Source organism: Geobacter sp. OR-1 (assembly GCF_000813145.1).
GTDB lineage: Bacteria > Desulfobacterota > Desulfuromonadia > Geobacterales > DSM-12255 > Geoanaerobacter.
Map to the genome: position 1 here is coordinate 48,028 of NZ_BAZF01000002.1, position 25,422 is coordinate 73,449.

The window sequence follows — 25,422 nt, forward strand, 5'->3', positions numbered from 1 at the left end:
CGATTACCGCACTGGATTTTGTCGGCATAGCCGATATAATTGTTCAGAAAGGGGTTTACTTGCCCCAACATACTGTTTCAGAGGTAATAAATGAAGATACTCGTAGCAGAAGATGACCCGGTTGCACTGGGATTTCTGGAACTGTCCCTGGGCAAATGGGGTTATGAAACCGAGATTGTATACGATGGGGCCGCAGCTCTAGAGATGCTCAGAAAGCCTGATGCCCCAAAGCTCGCCATCCTTGACTGGATGATGCCCAAAATGGACGGGATTGATGTATGCAAAGAGATGCGCAAATCCGCTGAAGGCGAGCATGGGTATACCTATATAATTCTCCTCACTATCAGATCATCACTTTACGATATGGTAAACGGGATTGCCGCAGGCGCCGACGATTACATAATAAAACCGTTCATTCCCCAGGATCTCAAGGTAAGGATTGACGCCGGCAGACGCATCGTTGAATTGCAGGAAAAACTGATCGAGAGCAAAAGGGCTCTCATATCTAGCTCTGCCAATGATCTGGGGACCCGCACCTGGAATCGCTCCAAGATAATTTCACTCATTGAGGCTGAACTCAACCGGTCAAAGCGGAAAGGGCGCACACAAAGCCTGGCCATAATAAAAATCGACAATTACTTTGATATGCTTGCAGAGATCGGCCCCAAGAATCTGGATGAATTTCTCTGCAACGCCATGAACCGAATCCAGAAGACCGTGCGCTCCTATGATTCCATCGGCCGTTACTCTGACGACGAATTTCTGATCCTCTTCCCGGAAACAGTCAGCAGCGAGATGCCCACCATAGTTGACCGGGTTTTCAACACAATTAATGAAATCAGCTTTCCACATCCGGAGGGGAAATTTCCTCTTTCAGTAACCATTGGGGTAGTAACCTGCAAAGGGGACATAGCAGAGGAAAAACTGATTTCAGAGGCTAACGCGGCACTGATTCAGGCCCCGAATAATGGCAGCAACAGGGCATATTTCTCGGTCATCCAGTAACAGAACAGGCGGTCTTCCCGAGAAAACCGCCTGCTGATCTTATCCATCTCCCATTATCTTAAAACATGTAATGAACGATGGTATCCGCTATCTTTTCCGTTGAACTCCTGGCGTTATTGAAGACCATATGATACAGGGTCGGGTCATCCAGCGAACGGTTCAGGAAGTCCTTCACGAACTTGTCCCGAACCTGCTGGCGGCTCAACACCATCTCCTGAGCCTCGTTAAGCGAAATCCCGAGCCGTTTGGCTATTGATCCGACCTTGTATTCACCGGGGGCGACCAGCCTGAAATGATAGCAGTTTTCCAGTGTCCTGGTGACAACTGCCCCGCCCCGGCCAACGATGATTACATTTCCGGCTGTGGCGAGCGATATAATGTGACGGCAGAGAATCCGGTAGTGATCCTTGTCGCTTTTCCAGTTAGGAGAAAAGGTTGAGATGATGTCGTCCAGAAATCTCGGTTTAGTGCCGAGGTTTTTCAGGATCTCTTCCGACACATTGTGATTCTTTGCCACCTCTTCGAGTAGCGCCTTGTCCATGAGCGCCCATGAACTGCCGGTCTTCTTCTCCAGCAATGACTTCAATTTTTCCGCCATTGGATAGGCTTCGCAACCGAATTCCCGTGAAATGGTCACCGTTGGCTTGAATTTCGGCTTGCTGGAAGATATTTCCCCCTGAACCCTTCTGGTTACTTCGACAAGCCCGGAGAGCCTCTGCTCAATGGATGGGATTAAATTATGCGGCATATGATCCTCCTTTCAAAAAATATTCAGCACCGTCCATTGTCCTGTAATTTAATTACGCCTCGCTTTTGCGCAGAGTCAAGTGCTCGATGTAATTTTCCTGGTTCGGAAAGATTCCAGAACTACGGACATAGATCGGACAAGGCTCAGGGGAGGGTCCGAGGGGGTAGGATCGGTGACAGCTGATTTGGCGTCAGGAGAGAGAAATCTTTTTCAGCACCAGGTTAAACGCATCAGGTTCAAGCGGTTTATTCAGATAGGCCTTTACCCCGAGTGCGCGGCATCTGGCCTTATCGCTCTCCTGGGGCGATGAGGAGAGAACGATTACCGGGATGCGCTTCATCCGGTCATCCGTATTCATCCGTTCCAGAAACTGGAAACCATCTACCTTCGGCATTCTGAGGTCGAGAATGATCAACTCTGGCAACGATGAAGCCCGTTGATCAGATGCTATTCCCCCCCATAGAACTCGTAGGGCCTCTTCTCCTTCGTTGGCAACTGCGACATTGCTGATTTTCATTTTTTTCAGGGTTCTCAAGGTCAAAAACTGATCATCAGGCTGATCTTCCACCAGAAGCACCGGCCACGAATTCATAAGTTGCCCTCACATTGAAATAGAAAAAAACTGGTAACCCCAATTCCTATAGATATTCATGAAGAGATATCGGCCGCACTAATGAAAACTTGAGAGTTTTTTTAATGAGGCAAATCCCGGGCAAAATTTTCTGGCAATTTAGTCATACAGAAGCTAATCTTCCGGACCATGAGCATTAAAACCAATATGCAGATCGCGCTATTGCTGGTTGTTTCGGTCTTGCTTGCCACCGTAGGATACATGGGGTGGAGCACGATCAGGATCAGCAATCAGCTGGACCGGCTGATGCCCTCAGTTGTCCATCTGGAATCAATCGCATCCGCCAGGGTAGGAATTACAAGACAGATGAAAGAGGTCGTGGATTGCATGGTATCGAAATCCGCCACCTCTCAAGCAGAATTCGATAAGATCTCATTGGCCACTGAAGAGCATTTTTCCCGATGGGAATCAGCACTTCGCGATAAACGGGACAGCAGCGACTTTACTGACAATGAAGAGTTGAAACTCCTGAACCAGATCAGGGACAATTATCGGGAATGGCACGGCCTGGCTGTCAATGTCATAGAGTATTGCCAGAGGAAAGAATTCGGCCGCGCCAAAGCCGTGCTGTCGGAAACCTCGTATCTCGTGCAAGAAAATGCCCTGCTCAAAGGCATTGACAATGCACTGGAGGACGGCAACAGCAAAGTCGTCACCGAGTTCCATCTGCTGGTCATGGCTCTGGGCCGGCTCCCGTGGTCAAACTATAAAGCGCTTCGCAAGCTGGAACGGGTACAATCCACCGTTGATTCCGCAGTTGCGCTGAGCAGGATAAATGCCGGTTTAAGCAAGCAGCTGAAGGAAGTAATGGATGACCTGGTGTCGCCGGTCAACTCGCTCCGCCCGTTTGGCTGGGCCGGCAATGAGACACAGACTGCGTTGAACGATTTCCGGAGGTCAGCGCGAAAACTGGTTGAACTGGGCCTTCCCGAGAGCAGCAAGCTGCTGTCCCAGGCCACTACGCTGGAAAACCAGTACATCAAATTCACCATCCTTTGCCAGCAGGCAATGTCGAGCCGGCAGGCAGGCGATGTCATCAAGGCGGCACAACTCGCCGACATTGTCGTCGAACAGGCCATGCAAGAAGGTCTGACCCCCAACTTGAAAGAGTCGCTCAACGAAAGCAACCGAGAGATTCAAGAGTTGAGCAGCTCGGTCGGGTGGCAGGGTATCGGGGTTGTCACTGTCGGCGCCATGCTGGTGCTGGCTGCGCTGCTGGCATCATTGCGAGGGATACTGAAAACCTTTGCCCTGCTGGAACGGGAGACATCGGCCATTGCCGCCGGTAATCTTGACTACCGTATCGATATCCCGGCAAATACCGAGTTGGGGAAGCTCGCCTCATCTTTCAACAGCATGACCGACAGCCTCCAAAGGACCGATGCCGACCTCCGCGAACTAAATGCCGGCCTCGAACAGAGAGTGGCGGAACGGACCGCCCAGCTTGCCATGGTTAATGAAGACCTGCGGCTATTCAGTTCATCGGTCTGCCACGACCTGAGATCCCCACTCTCTTCAATCAGCGGTTATAGTCAGCTTCTTCTGATGACCGCCTCCGACACCCTTGAGCCGCAAACCCAAGAGGCTCTGCAAAGGATTATCGCCAGCTCGGAAGAGATGTCCGAAATTATCGGTGCACTTATGAAGCTTGCCCGGGTGACCGAGGACGAAATCAGCTGCGAACCGGTGGATCTGACCCTCATCGCCAGTCTTGTTGTTGCCGAGATTCAGGAACGTCATCCCTGCCGTAAGGTAAACGTCGAGATCGGCAAAGAGTTGCATGCCTGCGGAGACGGCATGCTGCTCAAGCTGGTGCTGGAAAACCTGATCGGAAATGCCTGGAAATTCACCTCCTACAAAGAGGACGGTGCTATCAAATTCGATTGTTCAAGAGATAACGGGGAAGCGATCTATTATGTTGCCGACAACGGCGCCGGTTTTGACATGTCAATGGCGGATTCGCTCTTCAGACCGTTCGGGAGGCTGCACCGATCCGAGGAATTCGACGGCACCGGCATTGGCCTTGCCACCGTAAAACGTATCATAGACCGGCACGGCGGCAGGATCTGGGCCACGGGCGAACCGGGCAAAGGTGCAACATTTTATTTCACTCTCGGCTCCTGATAGAAATAAAAAAAGGGGGGCATGAACGCCCCCCTGGAAAATCCGTTATCTGATACCTGCCTAAATTCCCTTCACCTGGACCGGCCTGAACTGATTGGTCTGGTTACCAACCCCCAGCTGGCCGCTGGAATTCTCACCCCAGCTCCACAAGGTACCATCGGCCATTCTGGCATGGCTGTGATCCCAGGCTGCCGAAATCGTCGGCGGCAATATGCCGGTCACTGCTTTCAGGCGAAAATTGGCTATTGCCACCGGTGTATACCTGTTTTCCGTCGTGCCGTCCCCCAACTGGCCGAACACATTATACCCCCAGGCATACAGCACGTCGCTGACCGGGTCGTAGGCCAGCGAATGACTGGCGCCGGCGGCAATAAGCGCCGCAGAGGTCAGCCCTGGAATGGTAATCTTGACCGGGATTTCGGAAAAGATATTTTCCCCGTGCACGCCGTTACCGAGCTGGCCGAAGTAGTTGTAACCCCAGGCCCAGATATAGCCGTCCGAGTCGAGCGCCAGGCTGTGGCTCCCGCCGGCGGCGATCTTTACCACATTTACCGCGCGGTCCGGATTGTCAAGGAACTGCACCAGGGCCGGATAGAACCGGTTCGGCTTGTCGCGGGGCAAGCCGTCTCCCACCTGGCCCCACTGGTTGTAACCCCAGCCCCAGACCGTACCGTCACTCTTCAGCGCCAGGGCATGACTGCCGCCGGCGGCAATCGCCGTAACCCCGGACAGCGGGCTGGAAACAGCGGCCACGACAACTTTGTCGGCCATCTGGCTGCTGTAATTGCCGAAGGTATTCTGGTTTGACAACCGTCCCAGCTGGCCATGGTCGTTCTTACCCCAGGACCAGACCGTGCCGTTTCGGTCCAGGGCAAGGCTGAAATACCCTCCAGCGGCAACCGCGGTAATCCCTGAAAGAGATGCAGTGGTCCCGTATTTCCTGACCGTAACCGGGACAGAACTATTGGGGGTCTGGTTGTCGGCTGTCAGGCCGTTGCCGAGCTGGCCGTACCGGTTGAACCCCCAGGCCCTGACCGTGCTGTATTTCTGAAACGCCAGCGTATGGTTGGACCCGACTGAGACTCCGTTGCCGCTGTAACCGGCAAACCCCAACGGCACCTTCACCGGAGACGAGCTGTTGTTGGTATTGCCGTTGCCGAGCTGGCCGGATTCGTTCCCGCCCCAGGTATAAAGCTCGGTATTGTTCAGTAAAACTGCCATGTGGGGATAAAACACGATCGGGTCCGACGAGGCGGTGGTCCCGGATGAATTCCCCCCACCGCCGCCGCAGGCGCTTAATGCGGCAACCCCGGCAAAAAGCAGCAGGCATGATTTCCAGCGATGCATATAGGTGTCCTCTTTTCTTGGATTCATTCCGATTGTTTTATATCGCTCCGCGGTTCCCCGACTGCGCCGAAGGTCAGCAAACACGATTCTCCCGGCTTGAGCCCGGCAAATGAACTGTGGCCGAGAAACTCCTCCTGCCAGAAACCGGCAGCATCTCCCGGCGGCAGAAACCGGTCGGTACTGTTGGTTATCGTTACTGCCACACTTTTCTGCAAGTCCGGCATCGGTTTCACTGCCGTCACCGGCAACCGCACCGAATTAACCCGGGCAGGATTGCCAGGCCTGACCGCAAGCGGTACGCTGCTCCCGGCCCCGGAGATCCCGGCAGCAACCAGTTGTACGGTGTCGGCACCGGCGCTATCCGGAACCCTTGCCATCATGGTAACGTCTGCCGCATCCCCGGCAATCCTGACATCGTAATAGGGGGTCCAGCCCCGGTCACCCGTAATGTAGGAGATGCCGACCTTGCCCCGCCGCCCCTCGATCCAGATCCGGGCAACGGTTCCGGAGACCTTTTCACTCTTTTTCAGGGCCACGACCTTCCGGTCCAGTTCTTTCAGGTCACGCTCCACCTTGCGCCTGGCGCGATAGACCTCTTCCAGGCGGGAGATCGCATAATCGGTCCCCTGGCGGATCGCTGTCAGCGGCTCCGGGTTGGTCCGGGTGCGTTTCGGCGCTTTGCTCCCCTGGGACTTGGCTGTGGCCTTGAATATCTCCTCTTTCACCCCCAGCGCCTTGAGACGGTCCCGCAGCTCCTCCCGGCGTTCATCCAGGCGGGCCAGCTCCTTTTCATCGCTCTTGCCCGGCTTTACCGGTTCCAGCTCCACCCGGGCCAGCCGGCATCCGACAAGCGGCCTGGCCCGGAATGAGCCGGGCCGCATCGTAGGCGGAAGGAGCAATTCCCGGTAAGAATTTTCCACGGGGAGTTCCTGTTCAACCTTGGCGCCGTCGAGATACCAGGTTACGGTCTTGCCGCCAGCAGCCAGGGCACCGGCTGGCGATGCGCCCCCCAGCAGAATCAGGCCCAGCAGGGCCTTGAAGATTATGCTATTTCTGAACATCCAGCAGTTCCACATCAAATATCAGTGTGGCATTGGGAGGGATAACCCCGCCTGCGCCGCGAGCGCCGTAACCGAGGTTTGCCGGAATGGTCAGACGCCGTTTGCCCCCGACCTTCATCGTCATAACCCCTTCATCCCATCCCGGGATGACCTGGCCGGCGCCGATAACAAATTGAAACGGCTCGTTCCGGTCCACAGAGCTGTCAAACTTGGTCCCGTTCACCAACCATCCGGTGTAATGAACCTTTACCGGCTTTCCTTTTATTGGCGAGGCGCCGGTGCCGACCTTGGCATCCTGATACGAAAGCCCGGTCGGTGTGGTCACGCTCTTGGCCTTGAGTTCGGGGATCGCGGACTTGACGGTCCCTGCTGACTGCGCCTCCTTCTGAGCGCACGCCGGTATGACAATGGCAACGACAAGCAGCAGAACGGCAATTACTTTTTCAACAGTTCTCATTGGTTAACTCCTCTTGATTCCATTATTTTTTTAAATTAAACCACTGGAAAAAACTATTTCAACAGATGGAGAAAAAGCCCTGACCTCAGTTTCGGCTCAAACCAGGTGGATTTCGGCGGCATGATCTTGTCGGCATCGGCAAGAGAGATCAGCTCCCCGATCGAAGTTGGATAAAGGGAAAATGCCACTGCATAGTCGCCGCTGTCCACCAGCCGGACCAGTTCCTCCACCCCCCTGATACCGCCGACGAAATGGATGCGCTGATCGGTCCTGGGATTGCGGATACCGAGCACCGGGTTGAGCAGATTATTCTGCAGGATGGAGACATCGAGATGGTTGACCGTGTCGGTTTCATCAAAAGAATCATCCCTGGCGACCAGTTCATACCACTTGCCCGCCAGGTACATCCCGAACTGATGCCGCTCTTTAGGGGCCACGGAAGATAAAACCGGGGTTACATCGAAATTCTCCGCCACCCTTGACATGAACTCAGCCACCGTAAGATTGTTAAGATCGCGCACGGCGCGGTTGTAGGGCATTATGTTCAGTTCATTGTCCGGGAAAATAACGGCCAGAAAATAATTGTACTCTTCGGTCCCTCTGTGCGCAGGGTTGCCGGCGGCACGGAGATCGCGAACCCTGCCGGCTGCGGCGCTGCGATGGTGGCCATCCGCTACGTACATGTTCGGGATCACGGCGAACATGGCGGTGAGCCGTTCGATGGTCGCAGGATCGTCTATGATCCAGAAGGTGTGGCGAACATTGTCGCTGGCAATAAAATCGTACTCCGGAGCAGCGGAAGCAGCCCGGGAGACCAGGTCGGCAATACCTTTGTCAAAATGGTAGGTAAAGAAAACCGGTTCATCGTTAGCGTCGAGATAGTCGATGTGGCGCACCCGGTCGTCTTCCTTGTCGGCCCGGGTATGTTCATGCTTTTTGATGACGCCGCTGACATAGTCATCGACCGAGGCGCAGGTCACCAGTCCGGTCTGAATGACATCGCCCATCTGCTGGCGATAGACATAGTAGCAGTCTGATTTGTCCTGAAACAGTACGCCTCGATTCATCAATTCCGCAAGGTTTTCCCTCCCCCGGACATACACCGCCTCGCTATAGTGATCGATATCCGGAGCAAGGTCGATCTCGGGCCGGGAAATATGCAGAAAGCTGTCCGGTTCGCCTGCAGCCATTTCCCTGGCCTCGGCGGCATCCATGACATCGTAAGGCGGAGCTGCAACCCGGCTCGCCAGGTTTTTGACCGGCCGCACTGCTCTGAAAGGCTTGATTTTTGCCATAGGTCCCTCTCTTGTGAATCCAATCCGTTCCGTTATTAGAGCAGCAATTTAAAAGTACCGCTTGGCGCCGATGAACCGCTTGGAAAAATACGCCTCATCGAGCGCCGATACCTTGATCTCGTCCCCGCGCCGCGGGGCATGGACGAATTTACGGTCCCCGATATAAATACCGACATGGTTGATCCGGTCCTCGGATTCCCCGAAAAATACCAGATCGCCATCTTTAAGATCGTCGATCCCCACAATCTCGCCGACCCGGTATTGCTCGCGCGAGGTCCTCGGGATATTGATTCCGCACAGGTTGTAGACCGCACGCACGAAACCGCTGCAATCCATCCCCTCGACAACCGTGTCGCCCCCCCAGCGATACGGAATCCCCACGAACCGTTCGGCGGTCCGGGCCGCGATCCCGCCCATGTCGCCACCTGCGGAGGCGTGCCGTTTTACGGTCCCGTGCTCCGCCGGTTTTCTGACTTCAGCCGGATACCCTTTCTTCAGCACCGGCTCCGTGGGTGAAGCGATAAAATAGGAGGTGAGCAGCTTCTCCTGCTGCAGCTTTGCCGCAGCCTGCCGCGCCGCGTTGCGGGTACGGAAATCACCGAAACGGACCGCGTAGACCCCATCCTCTTTGCGAAAATAAAACGCCTCGACCCCTTTTTCCTGTAGCCGCGCTGCGAGCCGCTCCGCGTTCTTAACCTCGCGAAACGCGCCGACCTGAATCGTGAAACCGATCCGGCTGATCCCCTGTTGGCCGGATTGCCCCTTCTTCAGAGAGGTCGCGCACCCGGGAGTAGCCAGCAGCAAGACAACTACCGCTGCAATCAATTGTATCCGAAAAAATCTCATAAGGGCCATAAACTATCAATCGGTATCGGTGACATTCCGGCGCACGCCCATCAGAAACGCGACCACAAAATCTTCCAGCTCCCCGTCCAGCACGGCGTCAGGGTTGCCGGTCTCCACCCCGGTACGAAGGTCCTTGACCATCTTGTACGGATGCAGCACATAGGAGCGGATCTGACTCCCCCAGCCGATTTCCTTCTTCTCTCCAGAGATCTCCGAGGCCTGGGCCTCACGTTCCTGAAGCTCCTTCTCATAGAGCTTGGCCCGGAGAACCCGCATCGCAGTGGCCTTGTTCATATGCTGGCTCCGCTCGGTCTGGCAGGCAACCACAATCCCGGTGGGGATATGGGTGATCCGGACCGCGGAATCGGTAGTGTTGACATGCTGGCCGCCGGCGCCGCTGGAGCGGTAGGTATCCACCCGGAGGTCCGATTCGACGACCTTCACGTCGATATCGTCGGCGATCTCCGGAAAGGCGAAAACCGAGGCAAACGAGGTATGCCGGCGCGCATTGCTGTCAAAAGGAGATATTCTCACCAGCCGGTGGATGCCGATTTCAGCCTTCAGGTAGCCGTAGGCGTATTCGCCAGTCACTGCAAAGGTCACGCTCTTTACGCCTGCTTCGTCACCGGCCTGATAATCGGTGATATCGGTCTTCCACCCCTTCCGCTCGCAGTACCGGAGGTACATCCTGAGCAGCATTTCCGCCCAGTCCTGCGACTCGGTCCCGCCGGCACCGGCATTGATGGAGAAAAAACAGTTGCTGCGGTCATGGGGGCCGGACAGCATCCGCTGGAACTCGGCCTGCGACACTTCCTGCTCCAGCCGGTCATTCATCTCCGCGACCTCGGCAAGCACCTCCTGGTCCTCGGCCTCCTGGCCGAGTTCGATCATCACCCGGACATCCTCGGCCAGGCGGCTGCACCGGTCCCATCCTTCCACTATCTTCTCGAGGGAGGTCCGCTCCTTAAGCACCTGCTGGGCAGTCTCCTGGTCGTCCCAGAACCCGGGCGCCGCAATGCGCGACTCCATCTCCTGGATCGTCTCCCGTTTCGCTTCTACGTCAAAGAGACCCCCGAAGCTTGGCGATACGGTCCGCAAGGGATTCTATGCGTGCGACTTCTTCTCTGAACATCTGGTGCTCCTATTCCATATTTTTTCTTTATTTGCAACGGATTTTACCCCGATCAGCAGGGTCAGCGCGAGACAGGCAACGGCAAAAAAGTCCCCGAACCGGTTGTAGAGGGTCCCGCCGGTCCCGGGCCTGACCTCACCGGTCAGCGCCGCCTCCCGGAATATCTGGGTCATGCCGTTGAAATGCCCTTTGCTGTCGATTATTGCGGTAATGCCGGTATTGGTGGCCCGCACCAGCGGCACCCGGTTTTCCACGGCCCGGAATACGGTCATGGATAGATGCTGGTACGGTGCCGACGACCGTTTGTACCAGGCGTCGTTGGAGATATTGACCAGCAGCCGCGCTCCGGCATTGACGTACGCCCGGGACAGCTCCGGAAAGATCCCTTCAAAGCAGACCAGCACCCCGATCCTGGTTTTGCCGATATCGAGCGGCACGGCAGCCGTTCCCGGCGCAAAGTCTCCAATCCCCTCCACCAGCTTGTTGACAAAAGGGAGAAGCCGCTTCAACGGGACGTATTCGCCGAACGGCACCAGATGGATCTTGTCGCTCCGGCCGCCGATTTCGCCGTCAGCATTCACCAGGAAAGCGCTGTTGAGAAATCTGATGGACCCGCCTTCGGCCTTATACGCCGGACTGCCGAAAACCAGGGGGGCATGCAGTCCGGCCGCCAGCTTTCTGACCCGGTCGGCATACGCGGTCTCTTTCTGGAAGAAAAACGGGGTGGCGCTCTCGGGCCATACGACCAGATCGGGTCCGAACGGCGCCACCGACTCGGTCAGGCGCTCGTAGATCCTGACCGTCTCTTCCTGGAACGCTGGGTCCCATTTGACATCCTGGGAGATGTTTCCCTGGATGAGCGCCACTTTCAGGGGCGTACCGGCCTCAGGCGATGTCAACCGGACAAAACCGTAGGCGACCGTGGCGATCATCAGCCCGACTGCTGCGGCAATCGTCCAGATCCGTTTTCCCAGAGTACCGTTGCCGGAAAAAAACTGGTATGCCCGGAACAGGCCGACATTTGCCAGCACAATCAAAAAACTCACGCCGTAAACGCCCGAGATGTCGGCAATCTGTATCAGCGGCAGTATCTTGTACTGGGAATAACCCAGGCTGGCCCAGGGGAATCCGGTCAAGGCAAACGAACGGAGATACTCCATCCCCACCCAGACCACCGGGAACGAGAGACCGGCGCCGATCCCCGCCAACTCTCCGGCCCTTACCAGCGCGATGCTCGTCGCCAGATAAAAGGCGAGGTAGGCGGCCATGACAAGCATAAGCAGTATGCTTACCACGATCGGGAGCCTGCCGTAGCTGTTCATGACTATGACCAGCCAGTAGACTATCCCGGTATAGGCGGTTAAACCGGTAATCGCCCCGAGCCTGAAGGCGTTTTTCACGGACAGATTGTCAACCGACTTGAGCAGCGGAACAAAAGCGCACCAGGCAAGCAGCGAGAGACCGGGCTTCGGAAATGAAAACGCCAGGAGCAGACCGGACAACGCCGCTGACAGACAAGCGCTCTTCGACACCCGCTCCTGATCGGAACAGTTTGGATTATCTGACATCAGCTATTCAGTCCTCGCCGGTTATCTCCGGAACGCGTTCCACCCTCACCTTGATCACCCGGCGCTCATCCGCCTCCAGAACGGTTATCCTGAGATTGTCCACCGACACCACTTCGCCGCTTTCCGGAATTCGTCCGGTGAGATGGAAGGCCAGTCCGCCGACGGTGTCGAACTTTTCCCGCTCGATCCTGATCCCGAAATGTTCCTCAAGCTCCTCGATCGGCAGCCGGGCATCGGCAAGCACGGAGCCATCTTCGTCCTCTACGAGCCGCTCCTCTTCGGTGTCGTACTCGTCCTGAATGTCTCCCACTATCTCCTCAAGCAGGTCTTCGATCGTCAGCAGCCCCGATGTGCCGCCATATTCGTCCACAACAATCGCCAGATGAATCCGTTTCTTGCGAAACTCCTGGAGCATCTCCTCCAGATTCTTGGATTCCGGGATAAACATGGCAGAACGCATTATCGACCGGATATGGATATCGTTGTCTTCCTTCCCCCAGAGCTTGAGCAGGTCCTTGGCATACAGGAGCCCCACGATATTGTCCATGGTCCCGTCATAAACCGGTATTCGTGAATGACCGCAAGCGATTATGGTATCCAGCGCCTCACGAACCGGGGCATCGATCGGGATGCATGCCATATCGGTCCGCGGCACCATCACTTCCCTGACAACGGTATCGCCGAGGGCAAAGATGGAACGGATCATGGCGTTTTCCTCTTCGTTGATGATCCCTTCTTCTTCCCCGGCGTCCATCAGTTCCTGGATCTCTTCTTCGGTAACCTTTCTCCTGCCGGACAGGAACCTGTTGAGGTTTTCCCATAAACCGTTTTTCTTTCTACTACCTGCGTCGTCCAAAAAAGAATCTCCTGTCAATAATTATGAAACAGATCGCCTTAGTGATAGTAACGAAACAGAAGCACAATAAACAGCGTCAGCACTATGCCGGTAACCGCACCGAGCAACACCTCGCGCATCGAGTGGATATGCAGCAGGAGCCGCGAGTGCGAAACCATGACGGCAAGTCCGATAGTGAGTACGGAAATCAGCGGATCCTGCGTGGAAAGCGATACCACGGTCGCAACGGAAAAGGCAACCGCTGCATGGCCACTGGGGAGCCCGCCTTCAAGAGGGGTACCCTTGCCGGATATCGCCTTGAGAATTACGACCACAATTACAACAACCAGCAGAGAGACCAGCGTCCCCATCTCGGAAGGGTTTCCTACCACGCCAAGCGCCTCCTTGTAAATGGGAAAAATGTATTTCGACAGGATCAGATAACCCATCACCACAGCGCCGATCGAAGCCATCAGCACCGCGCCGGCGGCCACGTCCTTGGCCGTCTTGGCGAGCGGGTGATACTCCGTGGTGACGAGGTCCACCACCGCCTCGATCGCGGTATTCATCAGTTCGGCAAAGAGGACGAAACAGACGGACAGGGAGATCAGGATAAATTCTGTGTCGGTGACCCCCAGCATCAGGATCAGCGGAAACAGAAACAGCGCGGCCAGGAAATGGCGGCGCATATGCTTCTGGGTCCGGGCCGTATGGATGATCCCTTCAATGGCACAGTTGACGGAATCTATGAAACGGGTCGGCTTCATCGCTGCCGGCTCCTTCCCGTTACCCGGATCATGCCTGCATCACCCAATCAAACCCTCCTGCCTCAACAGTTGAAACAGTTCCTGCTCCTTGGCCTCCATCCTGGCAGCCTCTTTTTCACCGCTCCGTTCATGGTCATAGCCCGACAGGTGCAGGATCCCATGCAGAAGCAGGAAGCAGAACCGCTCGTAAAAAGGAATCCCGGCATCATCGGCCTCCCTGGCAGCAGTATCGGCCGAGATCACCACATCACCCAGCATTTCGGGATTAAGATGCCCGAATTCGCCCTCGCGCAGGGAAAAGGATATGACGTTGGTCGGACGGTCCTTGGCGAGATACTCGCGGTTGATGATCCTGATGGCCCGGTCGCCCACGATTGAAAGCGACAGCTCGCTACCTTCCGCTCCCAAGGCGCTTAAGACCCTCTCCGCCACTTTTCTGATCTGCGGTATCGATATCCGGTGCCGCCGCTGCCGGTTCACTATCCCTATTCTCAATAGGTTTCCTCCCTCCGGCCGACTTCTCCTTGAAGGCCGGTTCCGGATAATCGATCCGGTGGTGATAAATTCCGTTCAAGACCCGATTGAAGCTCTTGGCTATTTCATGCAGGTTTTTCAGCGTCAGCTCGCATTCGTCAAGCTGGCCGTCGATGAAGATATTGTTGATGATCTTTTGCACCAGCCCCTGGATCCTGGCCGGGGTGGGATCGGAAAGCGTCCTGCTGGCCGCCTCGACAGCGTCGGCAAGCAGTACCAGGCCGGCCTCCCGCGTCTGGGGCTTCGGACCGGGGTAACGGAAATCCTGTTCGTTTATCGCACCCGGATCAGGCGATTGGGTCTTGGCCTTCTGAAAGAAAAAAGAGATCAGGCTGGAGCCGTGCGACTGGCGGATGATATCGATTATGACCGAGCCGAGCCGGTGTTCGCGAGCCAGCTCCACCCCTTCCTTGACATGGGCGATCAGGATCAGGGCGCTCATGCTCGGGGGAGAGCTTGTCGTGCTTGTTGTCCCCGCCCCTGACATTTTCAATGAAGTAGAGCGGCTTGGAGACCTTGCCGATGTCGTGATAATAAGCCGCGACCTTTGCCAGCAAGGGATTGGCATGGATCGCCTCGGCTGCGGCCTCGACCAGGTTCCCCACCAGCACGCTATGGTGGTAGGTGCCGGGAGCGCGAACCATCAGGTTATGAAGAAGTGGAGAACTCAGATTGGAGAATTCGAGGAGTTTCATATCGGTGCTGTACTGGAACAGGCTCTCCACTGCCGGGATGATACCGGTCACCAGCGTCGCGTTGACGATGCCGCCGATCAGGGCATAGAAGGCGCAATAGACCGTCTGGACTGAGAAAAAGCCTTCCCCGAGAATCTGGAAAGAAAGGGCCATGGCGACATTGACGACACTTACCTTCATTCCGGCGCTGTAAATCACGCCACGGTCCTTGCACTGCCTTACCCCGTGGGCGCCGACAACACCCCCCATCAGGGAGTAAATGACAACCTGCATGCTGCCGTCGAACATGGCTCCTGCCAGTGGTGCGCAGACGGCGCAATAGACCAGCGCCACCTCGGAGTTCAGGATGATCCGGACCAGCATCGGCGCAAAGGCAAACGGCAGCAGATAATAGAAGTTCGCCGCCCCCACACTGGGAAGTGCGCCCCCCATGGCGGTCGAAAACATCAGACCCACCCTCAGCAGTGAAAAGTGGAACAGGGTCACCAGGGCGAGCAGCACCAGATCCTTGTTGCCTGGCGAAAACTTCCTGACGTTCTTGCGGGCAAAACGATATGGGAAATAGCACAGGATCATTACCAGGCAGAAGGTGCCGGCGGTAATAGCCAGCCGGGCAACCATGCCTCTGCCCGAATATATCTGCCCAAGCTTCCTGACCTGGTCCTCGTTGAGCCGTTCGCCGGAGCGAACGATCATCTCGCCCCGCTTCAATTGAAAAAGGATCGGGGCAACCGCTGTTCGGGCGGCATTGCGGCGCTCATCCGTAGCCACGCGGTTCAGGGTAAGGTTGGGTAGCAGCGACTTGGCAACGATCCCCTTGATCAGCTCGATCTCCCTCGGTTCGGCAGGGAGGTTCAAACGGATATCGGCAACCCGTTTCTGCGCTTCAGCAAGGTCTACGGCCGAATAAGACCGGTCAAGCGTTGCCAGCAGTTCGCAGGTCCGGCTGTCCTGCATCTGGATGCCATGGGCAAGATCGCTGGTGAACAGCCGCTTGTCCGTAACGACCTTGTTGGCAAAGATCAACCCGGTGACCCGGTTTATCTCGCCGATCAGGGCCCGGTCCGAACGGAACCTCGTGAGCAGCAAAAACTCCTGGTCATTGAGCTGGATACCGAGAATCTGATTGAGCGTCGCTCTGAGACCGGCCTTATCAACCGGCGCACTCGAAGAACGCGCCGCTGAAACCGCGGCCAGGGCCTTTTCAAATCTCTGGGTTATCTCAAGCGGGGCGGTGGCGTTTAAGTCATAAACATAAGGGGATGCGGCCTCTGCTTCCAGGCGCTTTTTTTCCGTAAGTTGCCGGTCTTCAAGAAGATAATCCTGAGTCGCCCGGATATCGGAACCGGCAATGTCGCCGATTTTGAAAACCGGCTGGGAAAACTGTTGTCCCGGAATCAGCAGCAGGGTGAGAAGTGTAACCGTGAGGAAAAACAGGATGATCCGGTTGCGCTTAACGCTTTGCGGGGCGGAGAAACGCTCCAGAAGCGAGTTGAAGAGGCGCTCCCCCAGAATCGACAGGGAGCTTCGGGCCTTGTCAGGTTGTTCGTTGCCGTCTACGGGCATCATAATCCAGGCGCTCGACTGCAGTCATTGACTGCAGCGACGCAATAAAACCGCTTTTGATGCAGCTAACTATAGCCCCTGAAGCAGGTCCTGTCAACTTGCAGCTGCTTGTGACAGGGGGCCGGGGGATGATTCCCCTTCCATTTTTGTGATTCTGTGATATAAAAGGGCCTTAATCAGCGGGCAAAGACGCCTGTTATATATTTTTACCGCATGAAGGGGGAGTTCATGAGCCAGATTTCCGATGTGTATGCCAGAGAGATAATCGATTCCCGAGGCAACCCGACCCTGGAGGTCGAGGTGTTTCTCGATTCAGGTGTAATGGGCCGCGCAGCAGTGCCTTCCGGCGCATCCACTGGAGAGCGCGAAGCTCTGGAGATGAGGGACGGCGATAAGGCCCGCTACCTCGGCAAGGGCGTGCAGAAGGCGGTTGACAACGTCAACAACCAGATTGCCGATGCCATCATCGGCATGGAAGCTACCGACCAGGTCGGCATCGACCGGAAGATGCTGGAACTCGACGGCACCGAGTACAAAAGCAACCTCGGCGCCAACGCGATCCTCGGCGTATCCCTTGCCGTAGCCAAGGCCGCAGCCGAAGTGATCGGGCTCCCGCTTTACCAGTACATCGGCGGGTGCAACGCCAAGGAGTTGCCGCTGCCGATGATGAACATCCTGAATGGCGGCGCCCATGCCGACAACAATGTCGATATCCAGGAATTCATGATCATGCCTGCCGGCGCCAAGAGCTTCAAAGAGGCTCTGCGCATGGGTGCCGAGATCTTCCATGCCCTGAAAGCGGTCCTGAAAGGCAAGGGTTACAACACCGCCGTTGGTGACGAAGGCGGGTTCGCGCCTAACCTCAAGTCCAACGAAGAAGCGCTGGAAGTGATCATGGAGGCAATAGTCAAGGCAGGTTACAAGCCGGGCGAGGAAGTGCTGCTGGCCCTTGACGTCGCCTCGTCCGAACTGTTCTCAGACGGGATCTATACCCTTGAAAACGAGGCCGAGTCGAAGAAGACCCCGGTTCAGATGGTTGATTTCTATGAGAACCTGGTCAACAAGTACCCGATCATCTCCATCGAGGACGGCATGGCCGAAAACGACTGGGATGGCTGGAAACTGCTCACCGACCGTTTGGGCAAAAGGATCCAGATCGTCGGCGACGACCTGTTCGTCACCAACCCGAAGATCCTGAAGGAAGGGATTCAGAAGGGGATTGCCAACTCCATCCTGATAAAGCTCAACCAGATCGGCACACTCACTGAAACGCTCGACGCCATCGAAATGGCGAAGCGCGCCGGCTACACCTGCGTCATTTCGCACCGTTCCGGCGAGACCGAGGACACCACCCTGGCCGACCTTTCCGTGGCAGTGAATGCCGGCCAGCTCAAGACCGGCTCCCTCTGCCGCACCGACCGGGTCTGCAAATACAACCAGTTGCTCAGGATCGAGGACGAACTCGATTCCACCGCGATCTTCCGCGGCAAAGAGGTGTTCTACAACATCAAGAAGTAATGGCTTCGCCAAAAGTCCATCTGCTGAATGGTCAGCTTGTCTTTAGCGCGTCCGCTTCGCTTACGCGCCGGTAATTGCTACGCAATTACACGTCACTGCGACGTAGCCTCCGGCTACGACTCATTCCTCAGATCTCGCAAGCCTTGCAGCTGGAGCTTTTTGCTGTGCCATGAAGCTACTTAACGGGTATCCCAAAGATGGGGGTCTGCGCACGCAGCCCCCTCTTTTTTGTTATACTTCCAGAATCCGGAGGTAATGTATGCGTTACTCGCCGCTGATCACCGATCTGTACGAACTGACCATGCTGGCCGGTTACCTGGAGGAAGAGATGTCCGGGACCCCGGCGGTCTTCGACCTGTTTTTCCGGCATAACCCCTTCAACGGCGGGTACGCGGTCTTTGCCGGACTTACCCCTGCCCTTGCCTACCTGGAAAACCTCCGCTTCACCCAGGAGGAGCTCTCGTACCTCAAGGGGCTCGGGATCTTCAAATCCCATTTTCTCGATTTTCTCGGGGAATTCCGTTTCCACGGCACGGTGACCGCTCCTGCCGAGGGGACAGTCGTTTTCGGCAGCGAACCGCTCCTGACCGTCGAAGGGACCCTGGCCGAAGCCCAGTTCGTCGAGACCGCGCTGCTCAATATCATCAACTTCCAGACCCTGGTCGCCACCAAGGCCGCCAGGATCTGCACCGCAGCAGGAGATGGGACTGTCATCGAATTCGGTCTCCGCCGGGCGCAGGGGCCGGACGGCGGGCTCTCCGTTGCCCGTGCCGCGGCGATCGGCGGCGTCAGGAGCACCAGCAACGTACTGGCCGGAATGGTTCACAACCTGCCGGTAAAGGGAACCCATGCCCACAGCTGGATCATGGCCTTTCCCGACGAGCTGACCGCGTTCCGGAAATATGCGGAGGTATTCCCGGACTCGACCATCCTCCTGGTAGACACCTATGACACCCTGAAGAGCGGCATACCGAACGCCATCACCGTTGCCCGGGAGCTGCGCAGCCATGGGCACGCCCTTGTTGGGGTTCGGCTCGACTCCGGCGACCTCGCCTACCTTTCCAAACAGTCGCGCCGGATGTTCGACGAGGCCGGTTTCCCCGAGGTCAGGATCGTTGCCTCCAACGAACTGGACGAGTTAGTTATCGACTCGATCCGCGATGAGGGGGGACGGGTGGACATCTACGGAGTCGGCACCCGGCTCGCTACCTGCATGGGTGAAGGAGGAGGCGCGCTCGGCGGGGTATACAAGCTGGTCCGCTCCGGAGACCTGCCCAGGCTGAAGGTCACCAGCGACCTGGCAAAGGCGACCCTGCCCGACCGGAAGCGGCTGCTGCGGGCAATAGCCCCGGACCAATCGTTCATCCAGGACATAATCACCCTGGATACGGAAACCATTGCCCCCGGCGACATCGTTTTCGACCCGGCCAATCCCCTGCAGCACAAGCCGATCCCGGAGAATGCCACCCTGGTCGACCTGAGAACCGTGGTGATGGCAGGCGGACAGCCCGTTTCGCCAGCCCATGAAAGCCTTGACCGTCTGGCGGACCGGGCTTCCGACCAGCTGCAACGATTGCCGCAGGGCACCCTCCGGTTCATGAATCCGCACCGTTACAAGGTATCCATAAGCAAGGGGCTGCAGGAACTGAGGCAGCGGCTCGTACAGGAGATCCAGGATGGACAACTGCATGGACGATAAATCCGCCCTCTTGATCGTAGACCTGCAGAACGACTTCTGCCCCGGCGGCGCACTCGGCGTTTCCGGCGGCGACGAGATCGTAGCGGTCATCAACCGTGCCATCGCGCATTGCATAAGCCGGAGACTGCCGGTAATCGCCAGCAGGGACTGGCATCCATCCAAAACCACCCATTTCCGGGAATTCGGCGGGCTCTGGCCGCCGCACTGCATCCGGGGGACCGATGGGGCGGAGTTTCATCCGGAACTCAGGCTCCCGGAAAATGTTATCGTGGTTTCAAAAGGGACCGACGAGACCCATGACGACTATTCGGCGTTCCATGCCAGGGACAGTCAGGGGCGCAGGCTTGCGGAAATCCTCTCCTCCTTAGGGGTATCGCGGCTTTACATCTGCGGCCTGGCCACCGACTACTGCGTCAAGGAGACCGTGCTGGAAGCGGCCAGGCATCATATTGATATTACGGTGTTTACCGATGCCGTCAGAGGGGTTGACCTGAACCCGGGCGATTCCGCAAAGGCACTCGCAGAAATGGAATCCAGCGGGGCACACTTCGCCGAAGTCTTGAATCTTCTTGAATAATCCTGAATAAACCTTTGACTTGAGCTCTCAAATCCGCTAGATTGTGGCGTCTTCAGTAAACTTCTGCGGAAGGACGAGAGCATATGCTGGTAAAGACCAATAACCTTAAAATCAAGAGCATCACCCCGATTATTGCCCCGGCCGACCTGCGCCAGGTCTTCCCGCTGTCGGAGGAGGCAAGCGAGTTCGTTTCCGCCAGCCGTTCCACCATCAAGGAGATTCTGCTCGGCAAAGATCCGCGGCTGATGGTCGTCATCGGCCCCTGTTCGATCCACGATCCGCAGGGGGCTCATGAGTATGCCCACCGGCTGGCAAAGCTCTCGACCGAGGTCTCGGATCAGCTGTTTCTGATCATGCGGGTCTATTTCGAGAAACCGCGCACCACGGTCGGCTGGAAAGGGTTGATCAACGACCCGGACATGAACGAAACCCATCAGATATCAAAGGGGCTGGGCGTGGCCCGCAGCCTGCTCTCCAAGGTCACTGCCCACAGGCTGCCGATTGCCACGGAGATGCTCGACCCGATCACCCCGGAATACCTCGCCGACCATCTCTCCTGGGGTGCGATCGGCGCAAGAACAACTGAATCCCAGACTCACCGCGAACTGGCCAGCGGCTTGTCTTTCCCGATCGGTTTCAAAAACGGAACCGACGGCAATCTGCAGATTGCCATTGACGCCATGATTGCCGCACAGCACCCGCATCACTTCCTCGGCATCAACCGGGACGGCCTGACCTCGATCGTGCAGACTACCGGCAACCCCGACGTTCATATGGTCCTGCGCGGCGGCAAAAAGCCGAACTATTCTCCCGAGGATATAGTAAAAACCGAGGAGATGCTGACCAAGGCAGGGCTCTTCCCGACCATCATGGTCGACTGCAGCCACGGCAACTCCGAAAAGAACCACGAGAATCAGCCCAAGGTCCTGGCGGAAGTCGTCAGGCAGATCGAGACCGGCAACCGCTCCATCTCCGGGGTAATGATCGAGAGCTATCTTGAAGACGGCAACCAGCCGATGCCAAAGACTCCGAAAGATATGAAATACGGGGTATCCATTACCGACAAGTGCATCGGCTGGGCAACGACGGAAAAGGTGCTTCGCGAGGCCCATGCAAGGTTGAAAGCCTGCGGCGGCAGAAAGATCTGATCTAATCCGGACTCAGGCAAAAAATAAAGGCCCGCTGACTTCTATCAGCGGGCCTTTTTGCGTCCGGTATCAGCGCGCTCGGCGCATAAGCTCTTCCAGCGAAAACGGAACAATGTCGATGTGGTCGATCCTGTCCGTCTCCAGCCAGGTCACATCCATCAGTATGGCTGTCTGACCCGGCTGCTGCACGTATTTCATCGGATCGACGATCCAGGTAATGGTCGGGTTGCCGTAGAAGGCCCGCAGCGACTGCTGCATGTAAGCCCGGCCGGTCGGACCGTTGACCGCAAAGAACCAGGTATTCGGTGGGAACTGGGTGACCTTTGTCTTCAGCGCCGCCAGAAAAGTCCTCACCGGCTCGCCGTCCGCGGCCCAGGCCGTGCCCCGGGTCATCATCATTCCATGGTTGTGCCAGACGAACAGGCTGAAAACAATAGCAACGCTGATCGTGCCGACCAACCTGCCCCAGCGGGTCCAGACGTCCTTCAGAACCACCGCATAGCAGAATGCGGCGCCGACCGAGGGTAGATACATATGGCGGCTGACCGAATTGAATATGTATTTGGGCTCGAACTGCGAAAGACTGCTCAGGCTCTGGGGTAGAAACGACAGGAAGATCCAGCCGAGCCCGAACAGCATCAGCCGGCGGTCCTTTACCCAAAAGAGCAATATCGGCAGGATGACCGCCGTGGCGTAGATTCTGGGGTCGTTCATCTTCAGGCGGCCGTCTGGCTGGAGAAAAAACACCGCCCAGCCGGAAAAAAGCGAATGCAGCGGTCGGAATGAGGAGTGCCTGACCAGTTCGGAGTCAACATGCAGGATCTGATAGATGATTATATAATTGGCAACGACATTCGCGATGACGATCGCGACAAACGGGAGAAGACGCCGCACAATCCCCTTGAAGTCGCTGAATCCGCCGAAAAACAGGACCTCGAACAAGGCGGCCACGAGCGGCAGGGAAGCCGACTCCTCCTTGCTCAGTACGGCAAAAACAAACAGGGCGATCGCTGCAAAATAATAGCCGCGATTCCCGTTCCTGCGGTATTCCACATAGACGGTCAGGGTCAGCAGGTAGAAAAAGAGATTCAGCGGGGTCGAGTTTGCGGCCCGCCAGAGGATGGCATCGACGCCGACGGCAGTGGCGGCAAAGAACGCGGCGGTGACGGCTGCCAGCATCCGGTCGCTGAAAAGCCTGGTCACCATCAAATAGACCAGCAGGGCATTCAATAGATGGAGCGTAATGCTGAACAGGTTGTAGCCGCGCGGATCGAGTCCGGAGAAGTAATGGAGCGGCACCCAGACACCGTTGGCGACAATCCGGAGGATATAGTTGTAGCCGAGCAGTACCGCTTTCGGCCCGGACAGGACATGCTCGATGACCCCGAAATCATCGTAAGTAAAGAAATTATCGATGAACGGCCCGAAATAGGCGGCAATTACCGCCGAAACAACGGCCAGTACCGCCAGAAACATGGCGAGATCGGGGAACTTGGAACAGCGGGCCGATTTCATTGCAGCAGGCGTCAAATCCCGCAGCTGCTGCAGCGATTGCATTTGGCGGTAGGCATATGCAAGGCCTTGATGAAAGTGGCCTCGGTCGCCTTCTTTATCTCGTCAACGACAACCTGTGGCACGGCCGAATCAAGCGACAGGATCACCATCGCCTCACCTTTTTTCTCGCTCCGGCCGAGGTTCATGGAGGCAATGTTGATCTCATGCTGCCCCATGATCGTGCCGATCTTACCGATCATGCCGGGCCGGTCCGCGTAGTGCATCAGCAGCATATGCTCTTCCGGGGTGAAGTCCATGGTATAGTCGCGCAGCCGGACAATGCGCGGCATCCCCTCGAACAGGGTTCCGCAAATCAGCCGCCTCTTGCCACCCTCCCCTTCCAGTACCAGTGTGATCAGGTTGGAAAAGGCGTCGGTCTGGGTGGACTTGCTCTCCTCGACCGTGATCCCCATCTGTTCGGCGATGAGCGAGGCATTGACCATGTTGACGTCCTGCTCGACCACCTTGTTCAAAAGCGCCGCCAGTCCGCAGACCGTGATCGGGGTACAGTCGTAGTGCGCGATGTTGCCGGAGAATCCGAAGGAAACCTTGGAGATGTTGGTATCGACCAGCTGAATGCAGAAATCGCTCATGGTGCTCATCAGATTCAGGAACGGCCGCATCTGGTCCATCAATGCCAGATCGAAACGAGGAATGTTCACGGCATTCTCCAAAGGCTGCTCGTCAAGGTAGTTCAGCACCTCCCGGGATACATCCACCGCAACGTTCACCTGGGCCTCGAAGGTATTGGCGCCGAGATGCGGGGTAACCACCAGTTTATCCTGGCCGATCAGTTCCTTGAGCAGATCGGTCTTGGGCGGCTCCTCGCTCCAGACATCCACTGCCGCCAAGGCAACCTTGCCGCTCTTGAGATTGGCCAAGAGCGACGCCTCCTCTATCACCCCGCCGCGGGCAACGTTGAGAACGATCACCCCGCTCTTCATAAGGGAAAACTCGCGCTCGCCGATCATCCCCAGGGTCTCCTCATTCAGAGGGGTATGGACCGTGATGATGTCGCAGTTCTTATAGATCTCGTCGTGAGATACCAGCTTGACCCCCAGATCATGCGCCCTTTTCACCGCAATATACGGGTCGCAGGCCAGGACCTCGCACTCGAACGCCTTGAGCCGGGTGGCCACCCTCCCCCCGACCTTGCCGAGGCCGATCACGCCTGCGGTCTTCCCTTTCAGCTCGATGCCGGTAAACGGCGCCCGCTTCCATTCTCCACCCTTGAGCGAGGCGTTGGCAATGGTGACATTCCGGCATGCCGACAGCAAGAGCGCCATGGTATGTTCGGCAGCGCTGTTGGTGTTGCCGAACGGGGCATTGACGACGATGACGCCGCGTGAGCTGGCGTACTCGACATCGACGTTGTCGATTCCGACCCCGGCGCGCGCCACCATCTTGAGCTTCTTGCCCGCATCCAGCACATCCCGGTCAACCGTGGTGCCGCTTCGGGTTATAATGACCTCGTAGTCGCCGATGACCTTGAGGAGCTCATCTTTTTTGAGCCCGAGGCGGACATCCATCTCCACCCTGGGGTCTTGTTTCAACAGGGCCAGTCCTTCGCTGGCAACTTCATCGGTTACTATAATTTTCATATCAATCTCCTTGATGGCTTCGCTAAAAGTCCATCTGCTGCGTTACGCTCAACCTTTGTCACTGCGACGTAGCCTCTGGCTACGACTCATTCCTCAGGTTTTCGCAAGCCTTGCATCTGGAACTTATTGCTGTGCCATACAACTTAATAGATTTTGGGTCATTTATGAATTGCAGACTATAGCCCCGACAAGTAAAAAATGCAAGACCGCCGGGAAATTTTCATGGTATACAATTCCGATGCAACCAGTTATCCCATTCAATATCGTTCTGATCGAACCGGAAATCCCCCCCAACACCGGCAATATCGCCCGTTTATGCGGTGCGACCGGCACACCGCTGCACTTGGTGGGAAAGCTTGGCTTCTCCCTGGATGACCGCTACCTGAAACGGGCCGGCCTGGACTACTGGAGCGAGGTCGAGGTCATCACCTGGCCCGATCTGGCGTCCCTGTGGGCCGCCAATCCCGATGCCCGTTTCGTCTACACGAGCAAGAAGGCCGCGACCAGCCATGCCACCTTTCGGTTCAAAGAAGGTGATTTCATTGTCTTCGGCAAGGAGACCAAAGGGCTGCCGGATGAACTGATCGAAGTCAACCAGGACACCAGCATCCGGATCCCGATCTTCGGCAAGGTGCGGAGCCTGAACCTCTCCACCGCAGCCGGGATCGTGCTCTACGAGGCGCTCAGGCAGGTGGGGAGGCTTGAGTAAACCGG

The 25,422-nt window shown here is 56.6% G+C and carries 22 protein-coding genes; 7 read left to right on the forward strand and 15 right to left on the reverse strand.

Annotation, left to right across the window (positions count from 1 at the left end):
- Nucleotides 1–90 precede the first annotated feature (90 nt).
- A complete protein-coding gene (locus tag OR1_RS01935) occupies nucleotides 91–1,005 on the forward strand; it encodes a response regulator (RefSeq protein WP_041969631.1) in 915 nt (304 codons plus the stop codon).
- A gap of 58 nt (nucleotides 1,006–1,063) precedes the next feature.
- Here the strand turns inward: OR1_RS01935 and OR1_RS01940 are convergent, their stop codons facing one another.
- Together OR1_RS01940 and OR1_RS01945 are read right to left on the reverse strand one after the other, a co-directional pair.
- Nucleotides 1,064–1,753: an AAA family ATPase gene (locus tag OR1_RS01940; RefSeq protein ID WP_041969632.1), complete on the reverse strand. Its 690-nt coding sequence runs from the start codon at nucleotides 1,751–1,753 to the stop codon at nucleotides 1,064–1,066.
- 190 nt (nucleotides 1,754–1,943) lie between these two features.
- On the reverse strand, nucleotides 1,944–2,345 hold the full coding sequence (locus OR1_RS01945; protein ID WP_041969634.1) for a response regulator: 402 nt from the start codon (nucleotides 2,343–2,345) through the stop codon (nucleotides 1,944–1,946).
- Nucleotides 2,346–2,513: 168 nt separating this feature from the next.
- Between OR1_RS01945 and OR1_RS20510 the strand changes: the two genes are divergently transcribed.
- Complete coding sequence (locus tag OR1_RS20510; protein ID WP_052440196.1) at nucleotides 2,514–4,508, forward strand: ATP-binding protein; 1,995 nt, start codon at nucleotides 2,514–2,516, stop codon at nucleotides 4,506–4,508.
- Nucleotides 4,509–4,568: 60 nt separating this feature from the next.
- On the opposite strand, the gene OR1_RS01955 is transcribed toward OR1_RS20510, so the two are convergent.
- The 11 genes from OR1_RS01955 to OR1_RS02005 all read right to left on the reverse strand — a co-directional run bounded on the left by OR1_RS01955 (nucleotide 4,569) and on the right by OR1_RS02005 (nucleotide 16,614).
- The gene (locus OR1_RS01955) at nucleotides 4,569–5,855 is read right to left on the reverse strand and encodes a hypothetical protein (protein ID WP_160295193.1); all 1,287 of its coding nucleotides are present in this window, start codon (nucleotides 5,853–5,855) and stop codon (nucleotides 4,569–4,571) included.
- Nucleotides 5,856–5,878: 23 nt separating this feature from the next.
- Nucleotides 5,879–6,916, reverse strand: coding sequence for a hypothetical protein (locus OR1_RS01960; RefSeq protein WP_041969636.1), 1,038 nt, complete (start codon nucleotides 6,914–6,916; stop codon nucleotides 5,879–5,881).
- The gene (locus tag OR1_RS01965; RefSeq protein ID WP_041969637.1) at nucleotides 6,903–7,373 is read right to left on the reverse strand and encodes an FKBP-type peptidyl-prolyl cis-trans isomerase; all 471 of its coding nucleotides are present in this window, start codon (nucleotides 7,371–7,373) and stop codon (nucleotides 6,903–6,905) included. Before OR1_RS01965 ends, OR1_RS01960 begins: the two co-directional genes overlap by 14 nt.
- Nucleotides 7,374–7,426: 53 nt before the next feature.
- Nucleotides 7,427–8,668, reverse strand: coding sequence for a DUF1015 domain-containing protein (locus tag OR1_RS01970; RefSeq protein WP_041969638.1), 1,242 nt, complete (start codon nucleotides 8,666–8,668; stop codon nucleotides 7,427–7,429).
- Between the two features lie 48 nt (nucleotides 8,669–8,716).
- Nucleotides 8,717–9,514: an NlpC/P60 family protein gene (locus OR1_RS01975; protein ID WP_041969999.1), complete on the reverse strand. Its 798-nt coding sequence runs from the start codon at nucleotides 9,512–9,514 to the stop codon at nucleotides 8,717–8,719.
- Between the two features lie 15 nt (nucleotides 9,515–9,529).
- Nucleotides 9,530–10,646, reverse strand: a protein-coding gene (gene prfB, locus OR1_RS01980) for a peptide chain release factor 2 (RefSeq protein WP_152609777.1) whose coding sequence is annotated in 2 segments (ribosomal slippage) — nucleotides 9,530–10,576 and nucleotides 10,578–10,646 — 1,116 coding nt in all. Because the reading frame shifts where the segments join, the coding sequence is not laid out codon by codon here.
- Nucleotides 10,619–12,214, reverse strand: coding sequence for an apolipoprotein N-acyltransferase (lnt, locus tag OR1_RS01985; protein WP_041969641.1), 1,596 nt, complete (start codon nucleotides 12,212–12,214; stop codon nucleotides 10,619–10,621). Before lnt ends, prfB begins: the two co-directional genes overlap by 28 nt.
- 7 nt (nucleotides 12,215–12,221) lie before the next feature.
- The gene (locus tag OR1_RS01990; RefSeq protein WP_041969642.1) at nucleotides 12,222–13,070 is read right to left on the reverse strand and encodes a hemolysin family protein; all 849 of its coding nucleotides are present in this window, start codon (nucleotides 13,068–13,070) and stop codon (nucleotides 12,222–12,224) included.
- A 38-nt stretch (nucleotides 13,071–13,108) separates the two neighbouring features.
- On the reverse strand, nucleotides 13,109–13,816 hold the full coding sequence (locus tag OR1_RS01995; protein WP_041969643.1) for a diacylglycerol kinase: 708 nt from the start codon (nucleotides 13,814–13,816) through the stop codon (nucleotides 13,109–13,111).
- A gap of 39 nt (nucleotides 13,817–13,855) precedes the next feature.
- The gene (gene ybeY / locus OR1_RS02000) at nucleotides 13,856–14,257 is read right to left on the reverse strand and encodes an rRNA maturation RNase YbeY (protein ID WP_370543323.1); all 402 of its coding nucleotides are present in this window, start codon (nucleotides 14,255–14,257) and stop codon (nucleotides 13,856–13,858) included.
- A gap of 380 nt (nucleotides 14,258–14,637) precedes the next feature.
- Nucleotides 14,638–16,614, reverse strand: a complete 1,977-nt coding sequence (locus tag OR1_RS02005) for an HDIG domain-containing metalloprotein (protein ID WP_237754198.1) — start codon at nucleotides 16,612–16,614, stop codon at nucleotides 14,638–14,640.
- A 225-nt stretch (nucleotides 16,615–16,839) separates the two neighbouring features.
- Between OR1_RS02005 and eno the strand changes: the two genes are divergently transcribed.
- From eno to OR1_RS02025, 4 genes are all read left to right on the forward strand, one after another.
- Nucleotides 16,840–18,129, forward strand: coding sequence for a phosphopyruvate hydratase (gene eno, locus OR1_RS02010; RefSeq protein ID WP_041969645.1), 1,290 nt, complete (start codon nucleotides 16,840–16,842; stop codon nucleotides 18,127–18,129).
- Nucleotides 18,130–18,388: 259 nt separating this feature from the next.
- Nucleotides 18,389–19,828 (forward strand): nicotinate phosphoribosyltransferase, encoded by a 1,440-nt coding sequence (locus OR1_RS02015; protein ID WP_041969646.1) that lies wholly within the window; start codon nucleotides 18,389–18,391, stop codon nucleotides 19,826–19,828.
- Nucleotides 19,806–20,405 carry a bifunctional nicotinamidase/pyrazinamidase gene (gene pncA, locus OR1_RS02020; RefSeq protein WP_237754199.1) on the forward strand — a complete coding sequence of 200 codons (600 nt, stop codon included), beginning with the start codon at nucleotides 19,806–19,808 and terminating at the stop codon, nucleotides 20,403–20,405. Before OR1_RS02015 ends, pncA begins: the two co-directional genes overlap by 23 nt.
- Before the next feature lie 86 nt (nucleotides 20,406–20,491).
- A complete protein-coding gene (locus tag OR1_RS02025) occupies nucleotides 20,492–21,553 on the forward strand; it encodes a 3-deoxy-7-phosphoheptulonate synthase (RefSeq protein ID WP_041970002.1) in 1,062 nt (353 codons plus the stop codon).
- 69 nt (nucleotides 21,554–21,622) lie between these two features.
- Here the strand turns inward: OR1_RS02025 and OR1_RS02030 are convergent, their stop codons facing one another.
- On the reverse strand, nucleotides 21,623–23,083 hold the full coding sequence (locus OR1_RS02030) for a glycosyltransferase family 39 protein (protein WP_160295194.1): 1,461 nt from the start codon (nucleotides 23,081–23,083) through the stop codon (nucleotides 21,623–21,625).
- On the reverse strand, nucleotides 23,080–24,708 hold the full coding sequence (serA, locus tag OR1_RS02035) for a phosphoglycerate dehydrogenase (RefSeq protein WP_041969649.1): 1,629 nt from the start codon (nucleotides 24,706–24,708) through the stop codon (nucleotides 23,080–23,082). Before serA ends, OR1_RS02030 begins: the two co-directional genes overlap by 4 nt.
- 238 nt (nucleotides 24,709–24,946) lie before the next feature.
- On the opposite strand from serA, the gene OR1_RS02040 reads away from it, so the two are divergent.
- Nucleotides 24,947–25,417 carry a tRNA (cytidine(34)-2'-O)-methyltransferase gene (locus OR1_RS02040; protein WP_041969650.1) on the forward strand — a complete coding sequence of 157 codons (471 nt, stop codon included), beginning with the start codon at nucleotides 24,947–24,949 and terminating at the stop codon, nucleotides 25,415–25,417.
- Nucleotides 25,418–25,422 lie beyond the last annotated feature (5 nt).